At 68.2% G+C, this 19,733-nt stretch carries 17 protein-coding genes and 2 riboswitches; of the genes, 7 read left to right on the top strand and 10 right to left on the bottom strand.

The genetic code is table 11. From position 1 onward, the window contains the following. Positions 1-3: 3 nt before the first annotated feature. The gene (gene cobW, locus J8I33_RS09155; protein WP_209934750.1) at positions 4-1,092 is read right to left on the bottom strand and encodes a cobalamin biosynthesis protein CobW; all 1,089 of its coding nucleotides are present in this window, start codon (positions 1,090-1,092) and stop codon (positions 4-6) included. Between the two features lie 220 nt (positions 1,093-1,312). Next, a riboswitch (cobalamin riboswitch) is annotated at positions 1,313-1,578 on the bottom strand. A gap of 151 nt (positions 1,579-1,729) precedes the next feature. On the opposite strand from cobW, the gene J8I33_RS09150 reads away from it, so the two are divergent. After that, entirely contained in the window at positions 1,730-3,868 is a 2,139-nt protein-coding gene (locus tag J8I33_RS09150) for a TonB-dependent siderophore receptor (protein WP_209934744.1), read from the top strand. A gap of 93 nt (positions 3,869-3,961) precedes the next feature. Here the strand turns inward: J8I33_RS09150 and J8I33_RS09145 are convergent, their stop codons facing one another. Then, positions 3,962-5,458, bottom strand: coding sequence for an EAL domain-containing protein (locus tag J8I33_RS09145; protein ID WP_209934738.1), 1,497 nt, complete (start codon positions 5,456-5,458; stop codon positions 3,962-3,964). Positions 5,459-5,756: 298 nt separating this feature from the next. Beyond that, a riboswitch (cobalamin riboswitch) is annotated at positions 5,757-5,993 on the top strand. A gap of 109 nt (positions 5,994-6,102) precedes the next feature. Between J8I33_RS09145 and cobA the strand changes: the two genes are divergently transcribed. Genes cobA through J8I33_RS09125 form a run of 4 tightly spaced genes read left to right on the top strand, consistent with a single transcriptional unit; the run spans position 6,103 to position 9,236 of the window. Beyond that, positions 6,103-6,912 carry a uroporphyrinogen-III C-methyltransferase gene (cobA, locus tag J8I33_RS09140; RefSeq protein ID WP_235356174.1) on the top strand — a complete coding sequence of 270 codons (810 nt, stop codon included), beginning with the start codon at positions 6,103-6,105 and terminating at the stop codon, positions 6,910-6,912. After that, positions 6,909-7,286, top strand: a complete 378-nt coding sequence (locus J8I33_RS09135) for a cobalamin biosynthesis protein (RefSeq protein WP_209934731.1) — start codon at positions 6,909-6,911, stop codon at positions 7,284-7,286. Before cobA ends, J8I33_RS09135 begins: the two co-directional genes overlap by 4 nt. 34 nt (positions 7,287-7,320) lie before the next feature. After that, complete coding sequence (gene cobO / locus J8I33_RS09130) at positions 7,321-7,923, top strand: cob(I)yrinic acid a,c-diamide adenosyltransferase (protein WP_050012624.1); 603 nt, start codon at positions 7,321-7,323, stop codon at positions 7,921-7,923. A gap of 2 nt (positions 7,924-7,925) precedes the next feature. Next, positions 7,926-9,236: a cobyrinate a,c-diamide synthase gene (locus J8I33_RS09125; RefSeq protein WP_209925602.1), complete on the top strand. Its 1,311-nt coding sequence runs from the start codon at positions 7,926-7,928 to the stop codon at positions 9,234-9,236. 35 nt (positions 9,237-9,271) lie between these two features. Here J8I33_RS09125 and J8I33_RS09120 read toward each other — a convergent pair whose 3' ends face one another. Both J8I33_RS09120 and J8I33_RS09115 read right to left on the bottom strand, forming a co-directional pair. Continuing rightward, positions 9,272-9,559: a type II toxin-antitoxin system ParD family antitoxin gene (locus tag J8I33_RS09120; protein WP_209925600.1), complete on the bottom strand. Its 288-nt coding sequence runs from the start codon at positions 9,557-9,559 to the stop codon at positions 9,272-9,274. Positions 9,560-9,671: 112 nt separating this feature from the next. Continuing rightward, positions 9,672-10,835, bottom strand: coding sequence for a M20 aminoacylase family protein (locus J8I33_RS09115; RefSeq protein WP_209934724.1), 1,164 nt, complete (start codon positions 10,833-10,835; stop codon positions 9,672-9,674). Positions 10,836-11,194: 359 nt separating this feature from the next. Here J8I33_RS09115 and J8I33_RS09110 point away from each other — a divergent pair, with 359 nt between their 5' ends. Next, positions 11,195-12,265 (top strand): type IV toxin-antitoxin system AbiEi family antitoxin, encoded by a 1,071-nt coding sequence (locus tag J8I33_RS09110; protein WP_209935211.1) that lies wholly within the window; start codon positions 11,195-11,197, stop codon positions 12,263-12,265. Then, a complete protein-coding gene (locus tag J8I33_RS09105) occupies positions 12,234-13,139 on the top strand; it encodes a nucleotidyl transferase AbiEii/AbiGii toxin family protein (RefSeq protein ID WP_050012620.1) in 906 nt (301 codons plus the stop codon). The genes J8I33_RS09110 and J8I33_RS09105 overlap by 32 nt, the downstream gene beginning before the upstream one ends. Before the next feature lie 44 nt (positions 13,140-13,183). On the opposite strand, the gene J8I33_RS09100 is transcribed toward J8I33_RS09105, so the two are convergent. The 6 genes from J8I33_RS09100 to J8I33_RS09075 form a co-directional block, all read right to left on the bottom strand. Next, positions 13,184-13,600, bottom strand: a complete 417-nt coding sequence (locus tag J8I33_RS09100) for a PIN domain-containing protein (RefSeq protein ID WP_089488429.1) — start codon at positions 13,598-13,600, stop codon at positions 13,184-13,186. After that, positions 13,597-13,860, bottom strand: a complete 264-nt coding sequence (gene vapB / locus J8I33_RS09095) for a type II toxin-antitoxin system VapB family antitoxin (RefSeq protein ID WP_050012619.1) — start codon at positions 13,858-13,860, stop codon at positions 13,597-13,599. Before vapB ends, J8I33_RS09100 begins: the two co-directional genes overlap by 4 nt. A gap of 250 nt (positions 13,861-14,110) precedes the next feature. Then, positions 14,111-15,127: a GNAT family N-acetyltransferase gene (locus J8I33_RS09090; protein WP_089488428.1), complete on the bottom strand. Its 1,017-nt coding sequence runs from the start codon at positions 15,125-15,127 to the stop codon at positions 14,111-14,113. Then, the gene (locus tag J8I33_RS09085; RefSeq protein ID WP_124679753.1) at positions 15,127-15,966 is read right to left on the bottom strand and encodes a formyltransferase family protein; all 840 of its coding nucleotides are present in this window, start codon (positions 15,964-15,966) and stop codon (positions 15,127-15,129) included. Before J8I33_RS09085 ends, J8I33_RS09090 begins: the two co-directional genes overlap by 1 nt. 88 nt (positions 15,967-16,054) lie before the next feature. Then, positions 16,055-18,319, bottom strand: coding sequence for a TonB-dependent siderophore receptor (locus J8I33_RS09080; protein WP_089488426.1), 2,265 nt, complete (start codon positions 18,317-18,319; stop codon positions 16,055-16,057). A 22-nt stretch (positions 18,320-18,341) separates the two neighbouring features. Further along, entirely contained in the window at positions 18,342-19,718 is a 1,377-nt protein-coding gene (locus J8I33_RS09075; RefSeq protein WP_124556438.1) for a lysine N(6)-hydroxylase/L-ornithine N(5)-oxygenase family protein, read from the bottom strand. Positions 19,719-19,733: the final 15 nt, after the last annotated feature.

Here is a 19,733-nt window from a genome sequence, read left to right as displayed (position 1 = left end):
GCGTTACGCCTGTTGCGACTCGGCCGCGCACGCGGCGTCGAACGCGCGTTGCAGCGCGTCCGCGTCGAGATCCTCGCCGATCAGCACGAAGCGGCTCGCGCGCGTTTCGCCGTCCTGCCAGCGGCGGTCGAAATAGCTGTCGAAGCGGCGGCCGACGCCCTGGATCACGAGCCGCATCGGCGCGCCGAGCAGCGCGGCGAAACCTTTCGCGCGATAGATCGTGTGCGCTTCGACCACCCGCTGCAATGCGGCGATCGTCGCTTCGCGCGTGCCGGCGTCGCCCGACACCACCACCGAATCGAAATCGTCGTGATGATGATCGTGATCGCCGTCGTCGGCCGAGCCATGATGGTCGTGCCGCAGATGGATCGTGTCCTCCGACGCCGATTCGAGGCCGAGCAGCATCGCGAGATCGAGCTCGCCGCGCGTCGCGCGCACGATCTTCACCTGCGGCGGAATTTCTTCGCGGATCGCGGCTTCGATCTGCGCGAACTCGGCGTCGCCGACGAGGTCGGCCTTGTTCACGATCACGAGATCGGCGGACGACAGTTGATCGGCGAACAGTTCGTGCAGCGGCGATTCGTGGTCGAGGTTCGGATCGGCGCGGCGCTGCGCGTCGACGGCCTGCGGGTTTTCCGCGAACTGGCCACTCGCGGCGGCCGGCCCGTCGACGACGGTCACGACCGCGTCGACCGTGAAGCTGTTGCGGATCGTCGGCCAGTTGAACGCCTGCACGAGCGGCTTCGGCAGCGCGAGGCCCGACGTCTCGATCAGCACGTGGTCGATGTCCGCGCGGCGCTCGACGAGTGCTTCCATCACCGGATAGAACTCTTCCTGCACGGTGCAGCACAGGCAGCCGTTCGCGAGTTCGTACAGCTGGCCCGACGCTTCGCCCTGCGCGCCGTCGGCATCGTCGCAGCCGATGCCGCAGCCCTTGAGGATTTCGCCGTCGATGCCGAGCTCGCCGAATTCGTTGACGATCACCGCGATGCGGCGGCCTTCGGCGTGCTGCAGGATATGGCGCATCAGCGTCGTCTTGCCGCTGCCGAGAAAGCCCGTGACGATCGTGACGGGCAGCTTGCGTAGGGTCATGGTAGGTCCGGTGTCGAAGAGGGAATCAGGACGGGATCGTCGAGTCGGGGGCGGCGCGGCCATTCAGCGGGCGGTGCGCGGGAAGCTCGCCGCGTGATCCGCGCGGACAGTCCCACGGCGGGCGGAACAACGAATCGGACATGGTGCTTCCTTGCGAACGGTCGACATCGTGAATGCCAACACGGCTGCGGCCGTGGACGATGCGCCGCCTCCCCGCAGCGCTGAACCCCAACGTTTAGGCCGGTATCCGGGCTGACGAACACGCCGCTTCGCCTTCCCGGATGCGCGGCATCCAGTGGCGGTCGTCCGCATGCGCATGGCATGCGGCGAAGCGGCGCTGCGTGGCGCTTCTCGCGCGACGCGTTCGCTTACCGTTGCGGGGGCAGCACAGGTTGGCTCGACTGCGGTGCAGGCAGGCTCCCTGTTTCCCGTTTAACTGCGCGTGCCGGAGCGGCGCGCGCGAGCACCAAAACGCGTGCGAGTGTAGGCGGCGGGGCCGGGAGCGTCAAGGCGAGCGGCCCTCGGCGAACGCGAATGATTGTCGTTTTCAACTGATCGGGATAAACTTCGCCGACAACAACGCAAACCACCGCGCAACGGCAATGTGAGGCAATCACTCAGTCATCCTTAAATTTTCATGTCGAAACGACAGATCTCCGGGCGGCGCTTTCCTGTGCTGGCCCTGTCGCTGTGCTCGCTCGCCGGCGTGGCCTCCTTCCCTGCCCCGGCCGCCGAGTTCGACGACGAACTGCCCGCGCTCGAGGTGCGCAGCCGCCGTCATCCGAACGATCCGCGCGCCGAAAGCGTGAGCACGGCAACCCGCACCGCGAGCGATCCGCGCGACGTCCCGCAAACCATCGACAGCGTCGCAGTCGACGAAACGCTGTCCTACGGCGGCCGCACGCTGGCCGACGCGCTGGCCGGCGTGCCGGGCGTGTCCAATACGTCGGATACGCGCTTCGATTCGTTCCGCATTCGCGGCTTTTCCGCCGCGGGCGACCTGTTGCTCGACGGCATGCGCGACGATGCGCAATACGTGCGCAGTCTCGGCAACATCGAACGCGTCGAAGTGCTGAAGGGGCCGGCGGCGGCGCTGTATGGGCGCGGCAGCGGCGGCGGCGTCATCAACCGGATCACCAAGCAGCCGTTGCCGGAAAACTTCGGCCATCTGTCGGCGGCGACCGGCAGTGATGGACGGCTCGGCGCATCGGTCGATCTCAACCGGATGCTGTCGAGCGCATGGAGCGTGCGGCTCAATGCCGGACGCGAACACGCCGGCAGCTTCCGCGACCACGTCGACGGCACGCGCCAGACCATCGCGCCGTCGATCAAATGGCGGGACGCGCGGCGCAGCTGGCTGCTGCAGTTCGAATACGACGCGTACCGACGCGTGCCCGATCGCGGCATCCCGGCGCCGGTCGCCGCGCTCGACGCGGCCGGCAAACCCGTTGCGTACTCACTGCCGTCCGAGCGGCGCGCGACCTTCTTCGGCGCGGCGGGACGCGACACCATCCGCGACCAGAACATGAACTGGCGCTCGGTCTTCACGCACGCGCTCGGCGGCGACTGGGAACTGCGTCATACGCTGGGCGTGCTGGATTTGCGCAGCACCTTCGACAATACCTACGTCACGCAAAGCTACGTCACGAAGCCGCGCGACTACCGGCGCGTGCAACGGGCGCGCTACCTGCAGGACATGACGCATCTCAACGTGCAGACCGGCGTCGAACTGGGCGGCAAGGTCGCGACCGGACCGGCGCTGCATCATCTGCTGTTCGGCATCGAATACGGCTGGCAGAAACGCAGTCCGACGCTCTGGCAGGCCGACGCGACGCCGGTCCCGATCAGCGGACCGGATCGTTTCGCTCTGGCCGGTTCGGCGCCGCGCCCGTATGCGATGAACCGCCATCGCGTGAGCGACTACGCGATCTTCGCGCAGGACCGCATCGACCTCGGTCGAGCGTGGAAGTTGCTCGGCGGCCTGCGCGGCGAACGTTTCGACGTCGATTCGACCAACGTGCTGAACGATCTGCATTCGCGGCGCACGACGACGGCATGGAGCCCGCGGCTCGGCGTCGTGTGGTCGCCGGTCCGCGCGCACAGCGTGTATGCGTCGTACAGCAAGAGCTTCGCGCCGGTCGGCGGCGACCTGATCGGCATCACGCCGGACGCGCGCGGCAACGCCAACGATCTCGGCCCGCAATACAACCGCCAATACGAGATCGGCGTGAAAAGCGACTGGCGCGGCGGCGCGCTCACCACGACCCTCGCACTGTTTCAGCTCGATCTGTACAACCGCCGCGTCGCCGACCCGGTTCGGCCGGGCTTTTTCGACCTCACCGGCCTCGAACGCAATCGCGGCCTGGAACTGGGCGTCGCCGGCCGGCTCACGGGCGACTGGTTCGTCCGCGGCGGCATCGGCTGGCAACACGCGCGGGTGGTCGACGCCGAGCCGAAGTACGCGGGCAAGCGGTCGGCGGGCGTGTCCGGGGCGAACGGCAGCCTGTTCGTCAGCCATGCGCCGCTGCGCGGATTTTTCGCCGAACTCGGGCTGGTGTACGAAGGTGCGCGTTACGCCGATCGCGACAACCTGCTCGAATTACCCGCCTACGTTCGCTGGGACGGCAAGGCCGGCTATCGCACGCGCGACTTCGAGGTCACGCTGGCGGCCGTCAACCTGACCGATCGCGACTATTACGCGAATGCGACGGGCCTCGCGCAGATCATGCCCGGTGCGCCACGCATGTTCACGCTGACGGCGGCGTACAAGTTCTGACCGCGCGGGCCGCGCCGACGCCCCGCACGGCCGGCCCGCGGGGGACGGCGTCAAGACGAGCGGTCGTCGCGACCGGCGTTTCGGTCCGGATGCTCAGCCGGTTCGCGGCGACTGCTCCGCGATCGCTTCCTGCAGCGCTTGCACTGTATCGGGACGCCCGAAATACCAGCCCTGCGCGCCGATCGACAGCCCCGGGATGTCGAGCATCTGCGCCTGCTCACGGGTCTCGACGCCCTCAAAGACCACGCCGACCCCGAGCCGACGGGCAATCGCGAGGATCTCCGGAATGATCGAGGTGCCGTCATGCTGCGGCGCGGCTGGCAGAAGCGAACGGTCGACCTTGATGTAGTCGATCGGAAGATGCTGCAACAGGCTCAGGCTGGAGTAGCCCGTGCCGAAATCGTCCATGTAGACGGGATGCCCGAGATCGCGCAATTGCCGAAGCGCCGGCACAATTTCCGGCAGTTCCACGGTCGACCGTTCGGTCAGTTCGAAGCCGACATGCTTGCGCGACAATCCGGCCGGCCAGCAACGGTCCAGCGTCGCCATCAGGCTGCCGTCCCGCAGTTCGTCAGCGCTGACGTTGATGGTCACGCGAAAGTCCGGCTCGCTGTCGAACAGCAGGCGCATCTCCCGCAGGACCGTGCGCACGACGAAGGCCGTGACGTCGGCGATCATGCCGGCGCGTTCGGCGTCGGCAATGAATACGTCGGGTGCGGCTGGCCCGTCGATCCAGCGGATCAGCGCCTCGGCGGAGACGATCCGCGATGACGCGCCCAGCGCGACGATCGGCTGATAGCGCAGGACAAATTGCCCGTTTGCCAGCGCTCGACGTATCTGCGCGGGAAGCGCCGTCCACCGTCGGTGCAGCATCAGCGCCCCGAGCCCCAGACAGCAGCCCGCCGCGCCACCGGCGATCCCCAGCAGCCAGGCGGCGTGCCGACTGGCGTTTGCCAGTGCTTGCGGTGTCACGACGACGATCGTGCACACCGGCACGCGGGCCGAGCAGAATGATTTGCCGGCCCGAAACCCCGGCACCTGGCTGGCATCGACGTACGCCGGGACGCCGCGCGCGTCGAGCCCGATGACGAGCGCGGTTGGGTGGCCTTTGAGCCCGATCACGTAGTGCAGACCTGACGGCGGCAGTACCCTGAATGCGTCCAGATCCATCAGCAGGTTCGCCCTCCTTCCCGCGACCACGAGCCCCAGCGTGTCGGGGCTCGACAACAACGGCACGGTCCAGAAGGCCGACATCGCGTCGGTCAGCCGGAATGGCTGCCGCTTCGGAGAAAAGGGCCTGGGCAGCATGCCCAGCATCGTCGTGCAAAGCAGATCGGTGCCCGACAGGCGTCCGACGTCCTTGACGTACTTCGACTGCACGGAAGCCGATCGCAACAGGCGCAAGTCTCGCGGCGAGCAGTCCGCGTACGGGGAAGCATCCACGTCGGCAAGCGTCCTGGCCGCCGAATCGAACACAAGGTCGATCTGCTGCACGACTTGCGCCCCCAGCCCCGCAACCGATTGCGCCAGCACGGTCTTCGTAACAAGCGGCCAGGCTTTCAGCGCCAGTCCTGCCGAAACGACCAGCATGCCGATCGCGAGTGCATAACCGGCCCCACTGGAGGTTGTCCATCTGCGTACGTTCGCCATAGGCGCGGCACTTCGCGATGTAGTGGCCATCGCCCTGCAGGTCCGGCAGAGCGAGCCGATTTTGGTATGGGTCTCGTCAGCTTCGTGCGACTGGCAGCCCGAAGCCGGCGCCTTGCTTACGATGTCGACCAGATGATTGCACACCAATATTGCGGGTACGCAATGCCTCTTCCCCGGATTGAGTCCCGGACGGATGCGGGCGCGGTTCGCCGGCCTCGCGCCCGACGCACGCTGTGCTATCGTATGCGCCGCGTTCGGTGCTCGCATGCGCATTCCGCGCATGCAGTTAAACGGGAAACAGGAGGCGGACATCCGCCCGGCCTGTGCTGTCCCCGCAACGGTACGCCGCCCGCGCAACGCGCTTTCCCGCGCGTGCGCCCAGGCCGCCCGCGATGCCACTGCCCTTCGACGGGCGGGAAGGCTGCGGCCTGGCAAGCGGCCAGCCCGGATACCGGCCGACGCAAGGGGCGAGCGCGATGCTCGCCGAACGCCCGATCCGCGGGGAACGGATGGGGTGCGCATTCCACCCGCGTTCGCGCGGGTTTCGCCCGATCCGACATGCACTGCCTGCCCGCCGGCCGCCGATGCGCCGCCCGCCTTCCCTGTTCCACTGTTTCGACACGGTGCGCGCCGTGCCGCGCGCGATGAGCCGCGCGTGGCTGATCGGCGCCGGCCCCGGCGACGCCGACCTGCTGACGCTCCGGGCCGTGCGCGCGATCGGCGCGGCCGACGTGCTGCTCGTCGACGATCTCGTGAACCCCGAGGTGCTGCGCCATGCGCGCGCCGATGCGCTGATCGAGCACGTCGGCAAGCGTGGCGGCCATGCGTCGACGCCGCAGGCGGCGATCGTGGCCGCGATGCTCGCGCACCTGCGCGCGGGCCGCAGCGTCGCGCGGCTCAAGGGCGGCGATCCGTTCGTGTTCGGCCGCGGCGGCGAGGAGCTGATCGCGCTCGGTGCGGCGGGTTGTCCGGTGGAAGTCGTCAACGGGATCACCGCGGGCATCGCCGCGCCGGCCGCGCTCGGCATCCCGGTCACGCACCGCGGCGACGCGCAAGGCGTGATCTTCGTCACGGGCCACGGCGCGGGGGCCGACGAGCCCGACTGGCGCGCACTCGCGGCCACCCGCATGACGATCGTGGTCTACATGGGCATCCGCCGGCTCGACGCGATTGCCGCGGCGTTGCGCGACGGCGGGCTGCCCGCCGACACGCCGTGCGCGGCGATCGAGAACGCGACGCGCCCCGAACAGCGCCACGTCGTCGCGACACTCGATACGCTCGTCGATCGCATCGCGGAAACCGGTATCGGCTCGCCGGCGATCGTCGTGATCGGCCGCGTCGCGGCGCTCGCCGACGATCCGGCGGTGCGTGCGGCGCTCGGCGGCCACGCATGATGCGCGTCGCGCTCGGTGTCGGTTTCCGCGCGGGCGTCACGGCCGCGCAACTCGATGCCGCGATCCGCGCCGCGCTCGCGTGCTACCCGACCGCCGAACCGGCGCTCGTCGCGACGCTCGCCGACAAGGCGCGCGCCCGTGCGCTGCGCACGCTGTGCGCGCGCCGCGGCTGGCCGCTCGTCGCGTTCGACGCGGCGCAACTCGCGAGCCGCCCGGAACTGGCCACGAGCGGTCCGTCCGGCGCCGCGCTCGCCCGCTTCGGCATCGCGGGCGTAGCCGAGCCGTGCGCGCAGCTCGCCGCGCCGCACGGCCGGCTGCTCGGCCCCAAATCCATCCGGGACGGCGTGACGGTCGCGCTCGCCGGCCCGCTTTGAACCCATTGTTTCGCTTTCGACAGGACGACTCCCGATGAAGACCGATTCCGAATCCCATCAGCGGATGGCCGAACGCCGCCGCGCCGGCCATGAAAAGAAACAGGCCGCCGCCACCCAGGAAAAGGGCCTGCTGATCGTCCACACCGGCAACGGCAAGGGCAAGAGCACGGCCGCGTTCGGGATGGCCGTGCGCGTGCTCGGCCACGGGATGCGGCTCGGTGTCGTGCAGTTCATCAAGGGCGCGCTGCATACGTCCGAGCGCGACTTCCTCGGCGCGGTCGCGGAGTGCGATTTCGTGACGATGGGCGACGGCTATACGTGGAACACGCAAAACCGCGACGCCGACATCGCGACCGCGCGCAAGGGCTGGGACGAGGCGCGCCGGATGATCGAAAGCGGCGATTACCGGATGGTGATCCTCGACGAGCTGAACACCGTGCTGAAGTACGAATACCTGCCGCTCGACGAAGTGCTCGCGACGCTCACGGCTCGACCGGAGTCGGTGCACGTCGTCGTCACCGGGCGGCACGCGCCCGATGCGCTGATCGATGCGGCCGATCTCGTCACCGAAATGCGGCTCGTCAAGCATCCGTACAAGGAGCAAGGCGTGAAGGCGCAGCGCGGCGTGGAGTTCTGAGCATGCCGGCCTGCCCCGCGCTGTTCGTCAGCGCGCCCGCGTCCGGACAGGGCAAGACGTCGGTGACGGCCGGCCTCGCGCGGCTGCACCGCCGGCTCGGCCGTCGCGTGCGCGTGTTCAAGACCGGGCCGGATTTTCTCGATCCGATGCTGCTCGAACGCGCGTGCGGCGCACCCGTGCATGCGCTCGATCTCGGGATGGTCGGCGAGGCCGGTTGCCGCGCGCTGCTCGCCGACGCCGCGCACGACGCGGACCTGATCCTGATCGAAGGCGTGATGGGGCTATTCGACGGCACGCCGAGCAGCGCCGATCTCGCGGCCGCGTTCGGCGTGCCGGTCGTCGCGGTGATTTCGGCGAAGGCGATGGCGCAGACGTTCGCGGCGATCGCGTTCGGGCTCGCGCGGTTCCGGCCCGAGGTGCCGTTTCACGGCGTGCTGGCGAACCGCGTCGGCTCGGCACGGCACGCGGAATTGCTGCAACAGGCGTTGCCCGACGACCTGCGCTGGCTCGGGCACGTGCCGGCCGATGCAGGCATCGCGTTGCCGGAGCGGCATCTCGGGCTGCATCAGCCGGCCGATATCGACGATCTCGATGCACGGCTCGAGCGCGCGGCCGATGTGCTCGCGCAAACCGCGCTTGTCGAGTTGCCGGCTGCCGTCACGTTCGCGGAACCGGACGTGGCCGCGCCGCTGCCGCGCGCGCTGGCCGGCAAGCGGATCGCGGTGGCGCGCGATGCGGCGTTTTCGTTCATCTATCCGGCCAATCTCGCGTTGCTGGATACGCTCGGTGCCGAGCCGCGGTTCTTCTCGCCGCTCGCCGACGAACCCGTGCCCGACGATTGCGATGCATTGTTTTTGCCCGGCGGCTATCCGGAACTGCACGCGGCGACGCTTGCCGGGAATGCGCTGACCGCACGGACGATTCGCGCGCATGCGGCAGCCGGCCGGCCGATCGTCGCGGAATGCGGGGGGATGGTGTACCTGTGCGAATCGCTGACCGACGTGGACGGCTCGACGACGCCGATGCTCGGCCTGCTGCCGGGGCATGCGACGATGCAGCGCCGGTTCGCGGCGCTCGGCATGCAGCAGCTCGATACGCGCACCGGGCCGATGCGCGGCCATACGTTTCATTATTCGCGACTGGATACGGCGCTGGCGCCGGTCGCGACCGCGGCCCGGCCCGATGGCGAGGCTGGCAGCGGCGAAGCCGTTTATCGCGCGGGTGCGATCGTCGCGACGTACATGCACATGTACTGGCCGTCGAATCCGGATGCGGTCGTGGCGCTGTTCGGTGGGGAAGCATTCGAGACATGATCGGCCGGCCTTCGGCGGTACGACGCCAACGCTCTTCAGGATTCGGGACAGGAAGCGTGTGACCAGGCGTGACCGGCCTTGACCGCAACGCGTTGCGCCCGCATGCGAGCCAGGAAGGTTTCTCCGTCGAACGTCTTGGGATGACCGGAGGCCTCCCCGGCGTCCAGCGCGTCATGCAACGCACGCACCTGTGCGTTGCATGATTCGGGCGGCCGCCATCTCGCTCGCATGGTGTCGCTATCGGAACATCGCTCCGTCAGCCCGCCGGCGTCGACGTACTCGACAACGTGATCGTCTGGAGGAACAGGCGCTTTTCTCGACATGATTCACTTCGTTTGAGCACGATGGGCATATACCAAGGCCAGGTACATGCCGTCTGTCATGACTGGGAGCGGATTGTGAATGCCCGGCCCCAACCTCGCGCCGCATCCTCCATCACACCAGAAACGCCTCGGCCAACTTCACCCAGTACGACGCGCCAGTCGGCAGCACCGCATCGTTGAAGTCGTAGCCGGGGTTATGCACCATGCAGCCGCCCTCCCCGTCGCCGTTGCCGATGATCAGATAGCAGCCCGGCCGTTTCTCGAGCAGGAACGCGAAATCCTCGCTGCCGGTGAGCGGCACCATCCCGTCGATCAGATTGGCTTCGCCGCCCCATTCGCGTGCGACGCCGCGCGCGAACGCCGTCATCTCCGCATCGTTCACGAGCACCGGATAGCGGCGCTGGTGGTCGATCGTCGCGGTCGCGCCGAACACGGCCGCCTGCGCATGGACGACCTCCTTGATGCGCGTTTCGAGCAGGTTGCGCACGTCGGGCTTCAGCGCGCGCACCGACAGGCGCATCTGCGCGCGATCGGGAATCACGTTCGGCGCGTCGCCCGCGTGGATCGCGCCGACCGTGATGATCGCCATGTCGAGCGGCGACACGTTGCGCGACACGATCGTCTGCAACGCCAGCACGATCTGCGCGCACACGACCACCGGATCGATCGCCCGGTGCGGCACCGCGCCGTGGCCGCCGCGGCCCTGCACGTCGATGACGACGGTATCCGACGACGCCATGAACGGCCCCGGCAGGAAACCGAACTTGCCGGTCGGGAAGCCCGGCATGTTGTGCATCGCGAAGATCGCGTCACACGGAAATTGCTCGAACAGCCCTTCGTCGAGCATCTTCTTCGCACCGCCGAGCCCTTCCTCGGCCGGCTGGAAAATCAGGTTCAGCGTGCCCGAGAAGCGGCGTTCGCGCGCGAGATGCTTCGCGGCCGCGAGCAACATCGCCGTGTGCCCGTCGTGGCCGCACGCGTGCATCTTGCCGGGGACCGTGCTCTGGTACGGCAGGCCCGTCGCTTCGTGGATCGGCAGCGCGTCCATGTCGGCGCGCAGGCCGAGGCGCTGCGCGCCGTCGCCCACTTTCAACTGCGCGACGACGCCGGTGCCGCCGAGCCCGCGATGCACGGCGTAGCCCCACGACTGCAGCTGCTCGGCGACGAGCTCGCTCGTCGCGAATTCCTCGAAACCCAGTTCGGGATGCGCATGGATGCGGTGCCGGATCTCGATCATTTCGTCGGCGAGGCCTGCGGGGATCACGCTGTGCGTCACGGTGTCGTCTCCTGTTGTGCAGTGGGGAATGTGCAGGCAAGGATAGTGCGTTGAGCAGCAACCGGACAGACAGAAAGTCGTCGTGGCGGCAACCACTGATTGCTGGTCGGATCGCGCACGCAGGGGACGAAGCGTGGCCCTCGCGAGCGCTATGCCGTCTGGACGACTGCCGCTGGCGATCGGCACGCACGACACTGTGTGTTCAGGTTCGAATTTTCATGCGGAGGGGATCGTTGGGTGTCGCTCAGCAATCTGGAATAATCCATTTACATCAAATGGTTGGGAACGTTTGTTCATTTTTTGACGAATGTACATTTTTTGTGTACGCTGACAAAACAGTGAACAAGCGATCCTCCGTGATGCCCGCAAACGCTCCTCTTCCGATATTGGAACAGCACGTGCTCGATGAGGCCTGTGCCGCGTTCGCGCGCGCGACCCGGCGCTTCGCTGCGCGGCCCGTGCGCGTGCCGGCGACGTACCGGGCGCGCGCCGACGCAATGATCCGCTTCGACATCGCCGGGCAGACTATCGAGATGCCGGCGGCCGTGAGCATCGGCGTCGACTCGCTGCAGGGCGCGCTCGCGGCGCTGCGTCGCCGCGGCGGCACGCCGGCGCCGGGCGAGCGGCCGCTGATGCTGGTCGCGCCTTATTTTTCCGCCGAACTGGCCGCCCGCCTGATCGAGCACGACATCCCGTTTCTCGATACCGCCGGCAATGCGAGCCTGATCCAGCCGGAGGCCACCGTGATGATCGCCGGTCGGCCGAAACCTGCCCGCACGCCGCGCCGTCAGGCGTCACGCGCGACCACGCCGAAGGGGCTCGCCGTGATGTTCGCACTCGCGACGCAGTCGGGCCTCGTCGCGCAGCCGTATCGGGGGATTGCCGCCGCGTCGGGCGTCGCGCTCGGCACGGTCAACCTTGCGATGGACGATCTGATCGCGCGCGGCCTCGTCGCGCAACGGCGCAACGGCGAGCGCCTGATTCCCGACTGGCCGCGCTTCGTACAGGAGTGGGTCGCGCTCTACCCGAGCCGCCTGCGCGCGAAGTTGCCGGCCCGGCGGTTTGCCGCGATCTCGCCAGACTGGTGGCGCGACTTCGATTTCGCGTCCTTCGATGCGCAACTCGGCGGCGAACCCGCGGCCGATCTGCTGACTCACGATCTGAAGCCGGCCACGATCACCGTCTATACGCACGGCGCCGTGCCGAACCGCCTGCTGCTGCAAGGCCGCATGCGTCCGGACGAACGTGGCGACGTCGAAATCCTCGAAGCGTTCTGGCCGCGCTCGCCGGCGCTCGACTGGCGCGAGCAGGATGTGCCGCTCGTGCCGCCGCTTCTGATCTATGCGGATCTCGTCTCGTCCGGAGACAGCCGCAACCTTGCCGCCGCCGCGCAGCTCCATGACCGATACCTCGCCCACCCGCCCGCTTGAAATCGATGCGAGCCGGCCGCTCGAGCCGGCGGCGGTCGCGCTGCTGCAAGCGGTCGGCGCGGCCTGCGCGCATCTCGACGCGGCCTTCGTCGTGGCCGGTGCGACCGCGCGCGACATTCTGATGTGGCACGTGCACGGCATCCGTCCGGTGCGTGCGACGCGGGATGTCGACGTTGCCGTATGCGCGGTGAGCTGGCCGTTTCACGCGCAGCTCGTCGATGCGCTCGTCGCGACCGGACAATTCGCGCACGCGCCGAAGCATCAGCAGAAGCTGCTGTTCGACAGCGGCACGCCGGGTTTTCGCACCGAACTCGATCTCGTGCCGTTCGGGCCGCTCGAAACGCCGCCCGGGGAAATCGCGTGGCCGCCCGGCGGCGAGTTCGTGCTGAACGTGCTGGGTTTCCAGGAGGCGGTCGATACGGCACTGCCCGTGTCGGTCGGCGCGGGCGTCGTGGTGCCGGTGGCCAGCCTGCCGGCGCTCGTGCTGCTGAAGCTGCTTGCGTGGAAGGACCGGCGCGCGCGCCAGAACAGCGACGCGTACGACCTGCTGTTCCTGCTCACGCATTTTCACGACGCGGGTAATCGCGAGCGCATCTGGGACGTCGCGCCCGATCTGGTGGAACGACATGGTTTCCAGCCGGAGCTGGCGGCGGCGGCGTTGCTGGCGCGCGATGCGAAACGGATTGCGTTGCCGCATACGCGCGACGCCATTCACGCGCTGCTAGCCGACGAAACGATGTACGCGATGCTCGGGCAGGACCTGCTGGCACGTGCGTTCGCGCTGTTGCCGGGTGAGTTCGACGACGACGCGGACCGGTATCTCGACGCGTTCCGTGACGCCTTTCTTGCCGGCCCACCCGCCCGCCGCGTGTGACGTGACGCAGCGCGGCAAGAGGACGACGCTGCCGCGCGTCGGGGTCAAGCCACCCAGTCTTCGACGGGCAACCCCGCGACACGACTGAATTCGCGGCCGTTGTTCGTGACCAGCACCGCGCCGGCCGCGATCGCATGTCCGGCGATCGACGCATCGTTCGCGCCGATCGGCGTGCCGCGTAGGGCGAGATCCGCCCGAATCGCGGCGGTGGCGTCGACTGCCGCCGAATCCCACGACAGCACGCCATCCAACCGCGAAACGAAGGCCGTCACGAGTTCCGCATGCTTCGGCGACGCTTTCTTGCCCACCGCGCCAAAGCGCATCTCGGCGTAGGTCACGGCCGACACGACGATCCGGTGCTGTGCGTTGACGCACGACTGCAACCGCGACAGCACCACGGGCGGCCGCTCGCGCATGATGAACGAACAGATATTCGTATCGAGCATGTAGAGCGTGGTCACCGGTTGGACTCCGACGGCGCGTCGGCATCGCCGGACAGGTCGAAGCGACCGGACTCGATGACGGCCGGGCGTTCGGCCAGGAAATCGGCATCGGCCAGCGGTTCGTTCGCGAACGACAGCCACGTGGGACGTACCGGCCGCAACAGCAGCGTGTCGCCTTCGCGGCGGATCTCGAGTTCCGTGACACCCTCGAACTCCATGTCCTTCGGGATGCGGATTGCCTGGTTACGGGCGTTCTTGAAAATGGAAACAGTGCGCATGAGCCACTCCATGGGAGTACGATGCGCCCATTCTAAACATATGCTGGCATATGTCAATTTGTCGGGACGCGCATTCGCGGTTGCGTCCCACGTTGTCGCGGATGTCTGATTCATGCTGCCGGCCTGTCGTCGATGAGAGGAGCGATCCATTCTTCACGACGCAGGCCGCGCGGTCCATATACCGGACGGCCGATGCATGCGCATCGCCAGGCTACGCAGGCCGTCGCACCGACGCCGCGCGCCCGCCTCGTCACGGCAACCGGAAAGTGTCAAAGAACGTATCGCGCTCGATCACCGTGAGCGCCGCGCGCTTGTGCGGGAAATCGAATTCCTTCAGCGTGTAGAACCCGAGCCGATGCATGTACGCGATATGCCGCACGTGATCGACGCGCGGCTCGCCGACGAGCCGCTGCGTACGCGGTTCGTCGACGAACATGTAGTGCAGCACCCCGCTCCACCACGCATGCAGCTTGCCGGCGCTCTGGAACCGCGAGTCGCCGATCAGCAGGTGCAGCCCGCGATCGTAGTCGTGCGCGTCGTAGAACGGCGCGAGGCGGTCCTCCTTCGCCCAGTAGAACTCGAAATAGCCGAACGGCGTGTCGTCGAAATAGCCGATCATCGGGTGCATGTGCGGATCGGCCAGCCGTTCGGCGAGATACGCCGCATGCTCGTCGCGCGTGCCGCGCTGGTCCCAGAAATGCGCGACGCGGTCGAGGTTCATCCAGCCGCTGAACAGGTCCGCGTGCGCGTCGATGTCGACGGTGCGCAGGCTGAACGTCATCCCGACCTGCGGCATCGCGCGCGCATAGATCTCGCCGGCCGGCGACGGCGGCCGCACCGGATGCCGGTGGCCGTTCGTGATCGCGTAGCGCAGCGGCATCCCGCCCGACGCAGGCGCCTTCAGCCACGGCCGCGGGTTCTGCCAGAACGTCGTGCGCGACACGGTGAGCCGCAGCGCGTCGCCCGCGACCTGCGCGCCGTCGATCACGCCTTCGCGCACCGCACGCGCGACGTACGAGGCCACGGCCGCCGCATCGGCGCCGCCGAGCGGCACCGTGATCGTCGCCGCGTCGTGCCGCGTGTCGGTGTTGAACAGCGCCACTAACGTCGGGAGCAGCGCGTCGGGCGCGTCGTCGGGCCGCCATGCGTCGAGCGCATGCTCGACGACCGCCGCCGCCTGCCCGTGCGCGGCGCCGTCGAGCGCGGCGGCCACTTCACCTTCGACGGCGTCGGCGGCGCCGGCCGGTTTCGTCAGCGTGTCTTGCATCACAATGCTCCCGCGTCGTGGCGATCGGCGAGCACGTGCAGCCCGCGCTCGAGCGCCGGAAACAGGCTGCGCTGGAAGTTGTTCCAGCGCAGTTCGAGAATCGTGTCGTCCGGCGCGATCGGCGTGTCGAGCACGTCGCAGATCACCTCGCCGGAATCGATACCGTTGTCGACGTAGTGGAACGACGCGCCCGTCATCGTCACGGGTTCGATGGACGACGTCGCGCCGGTGGCCCAGTCGACCCGTTCGCCGCGCGCGCCGTGCAGCGCGTCGAGCGTCGCCCACGCGCCGCGCCGCTGGTACGGCGAATCGTCGGCGGTAATGCCCGGGTGGATGTTCGCGATGCGCCGGTGAAAGCGCGCGCCCGGCCGCACGAGTTCGTCGAGGATCACGAGCAGCCCGTCGAGCACGACGACGTCGGCGTCGAGTTCGAGCAGGCGCTCGAGCAGGCGCCGCTCGAACGCCTGTTTGCCGGCCACGCGCTCGCGCGCGTCGCGCGGCAGCCGCCGGTACGTCGACGGGATCGAACAGAACAGCTCGTCGACCGGCCGGCCCTGCACCGTCAGCCCTTCCGGCAGGATCCACGGGCGGCCCGGCGTGCGCGCGAAGCCGTAATCGGCCACTTTCGCGCGGTCGGCCGGCGAGCCTTCGTCGTCGTCGACGATCACGCCCTGGAGCGTGTAGCGTTCGCCGAGCGGCGAATCGTTCAGGCGCTCGACGAGGAATTCGAGCGGCGCCTTCATGTAGCGCGTGCCGCCCCGATAAGCGACCGGCTGGCCGGCGCGATCGGCCGCGCCGTTGCGCAGCGACTGGATGTAGACGAGATTTTTCTTCGGCATGGAGGCGTCGTGGAAAAAAGCGGACGAAGGCGCCGCGGCCGGCCTGCCCCGGCTACGAAGGCCGGCCGGCGAGCCGCGGCGCGCGACGTCACCAGTTGTATTTCGCGGTGGCGATCACCGTGCGGTCGGTCCCGAAGATGCAGACGTTGTTCGACTGGCAACCGCTGATGTAATGGCGGTTGAACAGGTTCGTCCCGTTCACCGCGAAGCGCCAGTTGCGCATGTCGTAATGCAGGCCCGCGTCGAACAGCGTGACGCTCGATACCGTCAGCGAGTTGTCGGCCGCACCGGCCGACGCGCTCTGGTAGCGAATGCCGCCGCCGAGGCCGAAGCCGGCGAGCGGCCCCGTGTACCAGGTCCAGTCGGTCCACAGCGACGCCATCTGGCGCGGACGCGGAATGTCGACCGGCCAGTTGTTCAGCGAAACGTCGTTGGCCTGCACGTTCTTCACGTCCTGATAGACGTACGACGCGATCACCGACAGGTTGCGCGTGACCTTGCCGGTCGCGCTCAACTCGATCCCGCGCGAACGCACTTCGCCCGTCTGCACCGACTTCGTGCCGGTCGGGTCCTGGCTCGGCAGCGCCGACGTGAGCACGTTGGTCTGGTTGATCTGGTAGATCGCCGCGTTCAGCATCAGGTTCTTGCCGGGCGGCTGCCAGCGCAGGCCGGCTTCGATCTGCTTGCCGCGCGTGGGCTGCGGCAGTCCGCCGCCGACCAGGTTCACGCCGATCAGCGGATTGAACGACGTCGCGTAGCTGACGTACGGCGACAGCCCGTAGTCGCCCTGGTACGTGAGGCCGACGCGGCCCGTGAACGCCGTCACGTCGGCCTTCGTCGACGTGCCGGCCGCGCGGTCGTCCTGCCGCATGTTGACCCAGTCCTCGCGGCCGCCGAGCGTCAGCGTCCAGCGGTTCCACTTGATCTGGTCCTGCGCGTACAGGCCGAACGTGTTCAGCGTCGTGTACGTGTTGGTGCGGAACGTCGCGTCGGGCGTGAACACCGCCGTCGTGACCGGCTGGTACACCGGGTTGTAGATGTTCAGCGGCGGCGCGGCGGCGAGCCACTCGCTGTCGGTCGCGGTCTGCCGGTTGTACTGGAAGCCGAGCAGCAGCGTGTGCTGCAGCGGGCCCGTCGCGAAGCGGCCCTCGAGGTTGTTGTCGATGTCGAAGCGACTGTAGTTCATCTGGAACACGCCGGCCCAGCGCGACACGTCGGTCGTGCTGCCGTCGACGAAGCCGTTGCCGAACACCGAGCCGTTGTCGAGCGACAGGTGCATCAGCCGCGTATTCTGGCGGAACGTCCAGGCCGGCGTCAGGTTGCGCTCGAACTGGTAGCCGACCGACCACTGCTTCTTGCGGTAGTAGTTGAAGCTGCCGTCGCCTTCGTAGATGTCCTTGTTGATCTGGCCGTTCGGGTTCGGCAGCACCGTGCCCTGCGCGGGCAGGAAGTTCGACGAGATGTCGCCCCAGTCCTGCAGGTAGGTCGCGGACAGCGTCAGCGACGTATCCGCGTCCGGGCGCCAGCGGAACGACGGCGCGAGCGCGACGCGCTGGTCGTTGTTCGGGCCCGTCATGGCGTTGCCGTCGCGCGCGACGCCGACGAAGCGGTACGCATACTTGCCGTCCGGATCGAGCTTGTCGCCGACGTCGATCATGAACTGCTTGCGCGCGTAGTTGCCGATCTGCACGCCGGCTTCGCGCACGCGCTCGCCGTCGGCGAGCTTGGTGTGCACGTCGATGATCGCGCCCGGATCGCCCGCGCCGTACAGCACCGAGGTCGGCCCGCGCAGCACGCTGATGCTGTCGATCATGTACGGGTCGACGCGCCAGCTCGCGAGGTTGATCGTGTTCGGCACCTGCAGTCCGTTCACGTAGGCGGTCGGCGTGAAGCCGCGCAGCGCAGCGTACCAGTCGGAGCGGTTGTCCGACCCGTACGACGAGAAGCCCGGCACGTAGCGCAGCGCCGCGTTCACGTCGGTGGCGCCGGTCATCTCGATCTGCTGCGCGGTGACGACGTTGATCGTCTGCGGGATCTCGTTGAGCGGCGTGTCGGTCTTGGTGCCGGTCGTGCTGCGCTTCGCGACGAGTCCGACCGTGCCGTCGCCGGCCGAGGCCGCGTTGACGGTGATCGCCGGCAGCGTGCCGTTCTGCGCGGTGCTCGACGTTGACGTCGTCGCGCCGCTTTGCGCACTGCTGGCCGACGCCGCGGCGCCCGCGTTCACGGCCGGCGCCGTCTGCGCGTACGCGTGCCCTGCCGCCGCCGTACCGAACGCGACGCTTGCCGCGGCTGCGATCGCACGCAAACGCGTGCCTGTTGCCCACTCCATCTTCTTCTGCTCCACTTTTTTCATGCGGTCTCCGACCGCGCCTTTGTCAAAGAGCGAAAGCCATCCGGCCCGCGCTCACCCCGTTGTTCGGTCGTTTTTCGTGCGTGGCCCGCGCCGCGCCTTCGTCGTGCGCGGGTGCGATCCCGTCCTCGAGCGACGCGCAGATCTCGTCGGCGCGGCGCGCCAGTACCGACAGCAGCGTGTCGGACAGGCCGTGGCTGTCTTCGCAGCAGCCTTGCAGGTAGATGCGCGGCGCGAAGTGCTCGGGCGTCGCGAGCAGGTAGTCGCGCGTGACGTCGCCGCGCGTGAGCGCATCGCCCAGGTGCGGTGCGAGCCCTTCGAGCAGCGCCGAATGCGTGTCGCGGCGGTAGCCGGTCGCGAGCACGAGTGCGTCGAAACGCTCGACGCGCGTGGCGCCGCTCATCCGGTCGCGCAGCGTCAGCTCGATGCGGCCGTCGGCGGTGCGCACCGCGGCCTCGATCGCGCTGTTCGCGAGCAGCGCATGACGCGGCGTGCCGTCGATGCGCTGCAGATAGAGCATTTCGTAGATCTGCTCGATCAGCGGCCGGTCGACCACCGCGTAGTTCGTGTCGCGATAGCGCTCGAGCAGCGCGCGGCGCGCGTCGTGCGGCTGCGCATAGACGACGTCGGTGAATTCGGGGCTGAAGATTTCGTTGACGAACGGGCTGTCGTCGGCCGGCTTCAGCGCGCCCGCGCGCATCACGAGGCTCGCGTCGACGTGCGGGAAGCGGCGCGCGAGGTCGATGAACACCTCGGCCGCGCTTTGCCCCGCGCCGATCACCGCGACGCGGCGGCGCTCGCCGTCGGGCGACGCGACGAGCCGGTCGATGTCGGCCAAATACGTCGACGAATGGATCACGCGGTCGCGGCCGAGCGCGGCGAACGCATCGGGAATCGCCGGCGTGCCGCCGACGCCCACCGACAGCGCGCGCGTGACGCGCTGGCGCTCGTGGCCGGCCGCGTCGCGCGACAGCACGCGCAGCGCGTCGATCTTCGCGCCGTCGCCGCGCACGGGTTCGATCCCGAGCACGGTCTCGCTGTAATGGACGCGATCGTCGAACGCGTCGGCCACCCAGCTCAGGTAGTCGTGGAATTCGACACGGGTCGGATAGAAGTTCTTCAGGTTGATGAATTCGTTCAGCCGGCCGCGTTCGAACAGGTAGTTGATGAACGTGTAGCGGCTTTTCGGATCGCGCATCGTCACGAGATCCTTCAGAAACGAGATCTGCATCCGGCAGTCGTCGAGCAGCATCCCGCGATGCCAGCCGAACTCCGGCTGGCGCTCGATGAAGCAATGGGCGAGCGTGTGCGCGCCGCCGCGCTCCGCGAGGCGCACGGCCAGCGCCAGATTCGACGGCCCGAAGCCGACGCCGATCAGGTCGAATACGGTTTCTCTCTGCATGTCTCAGCTCCCTTT

It is taken from the genome of Burkholderia sp. AcTa6-5 (assembly GCF_017815075.1).
In the GTDB taxonomy this organism is placed as follows: domain Bacteria; phylum Pseudomonadota; class Gammaproteobacteria; order Burkholderiales; family Burkholderiaceae; genus Burkholderia; species Burkholderia sola.
Note: the sequence above shows the minus strand (reverse complement) of the source record. Positions and strands in the feature narration are given on the sequence as shown.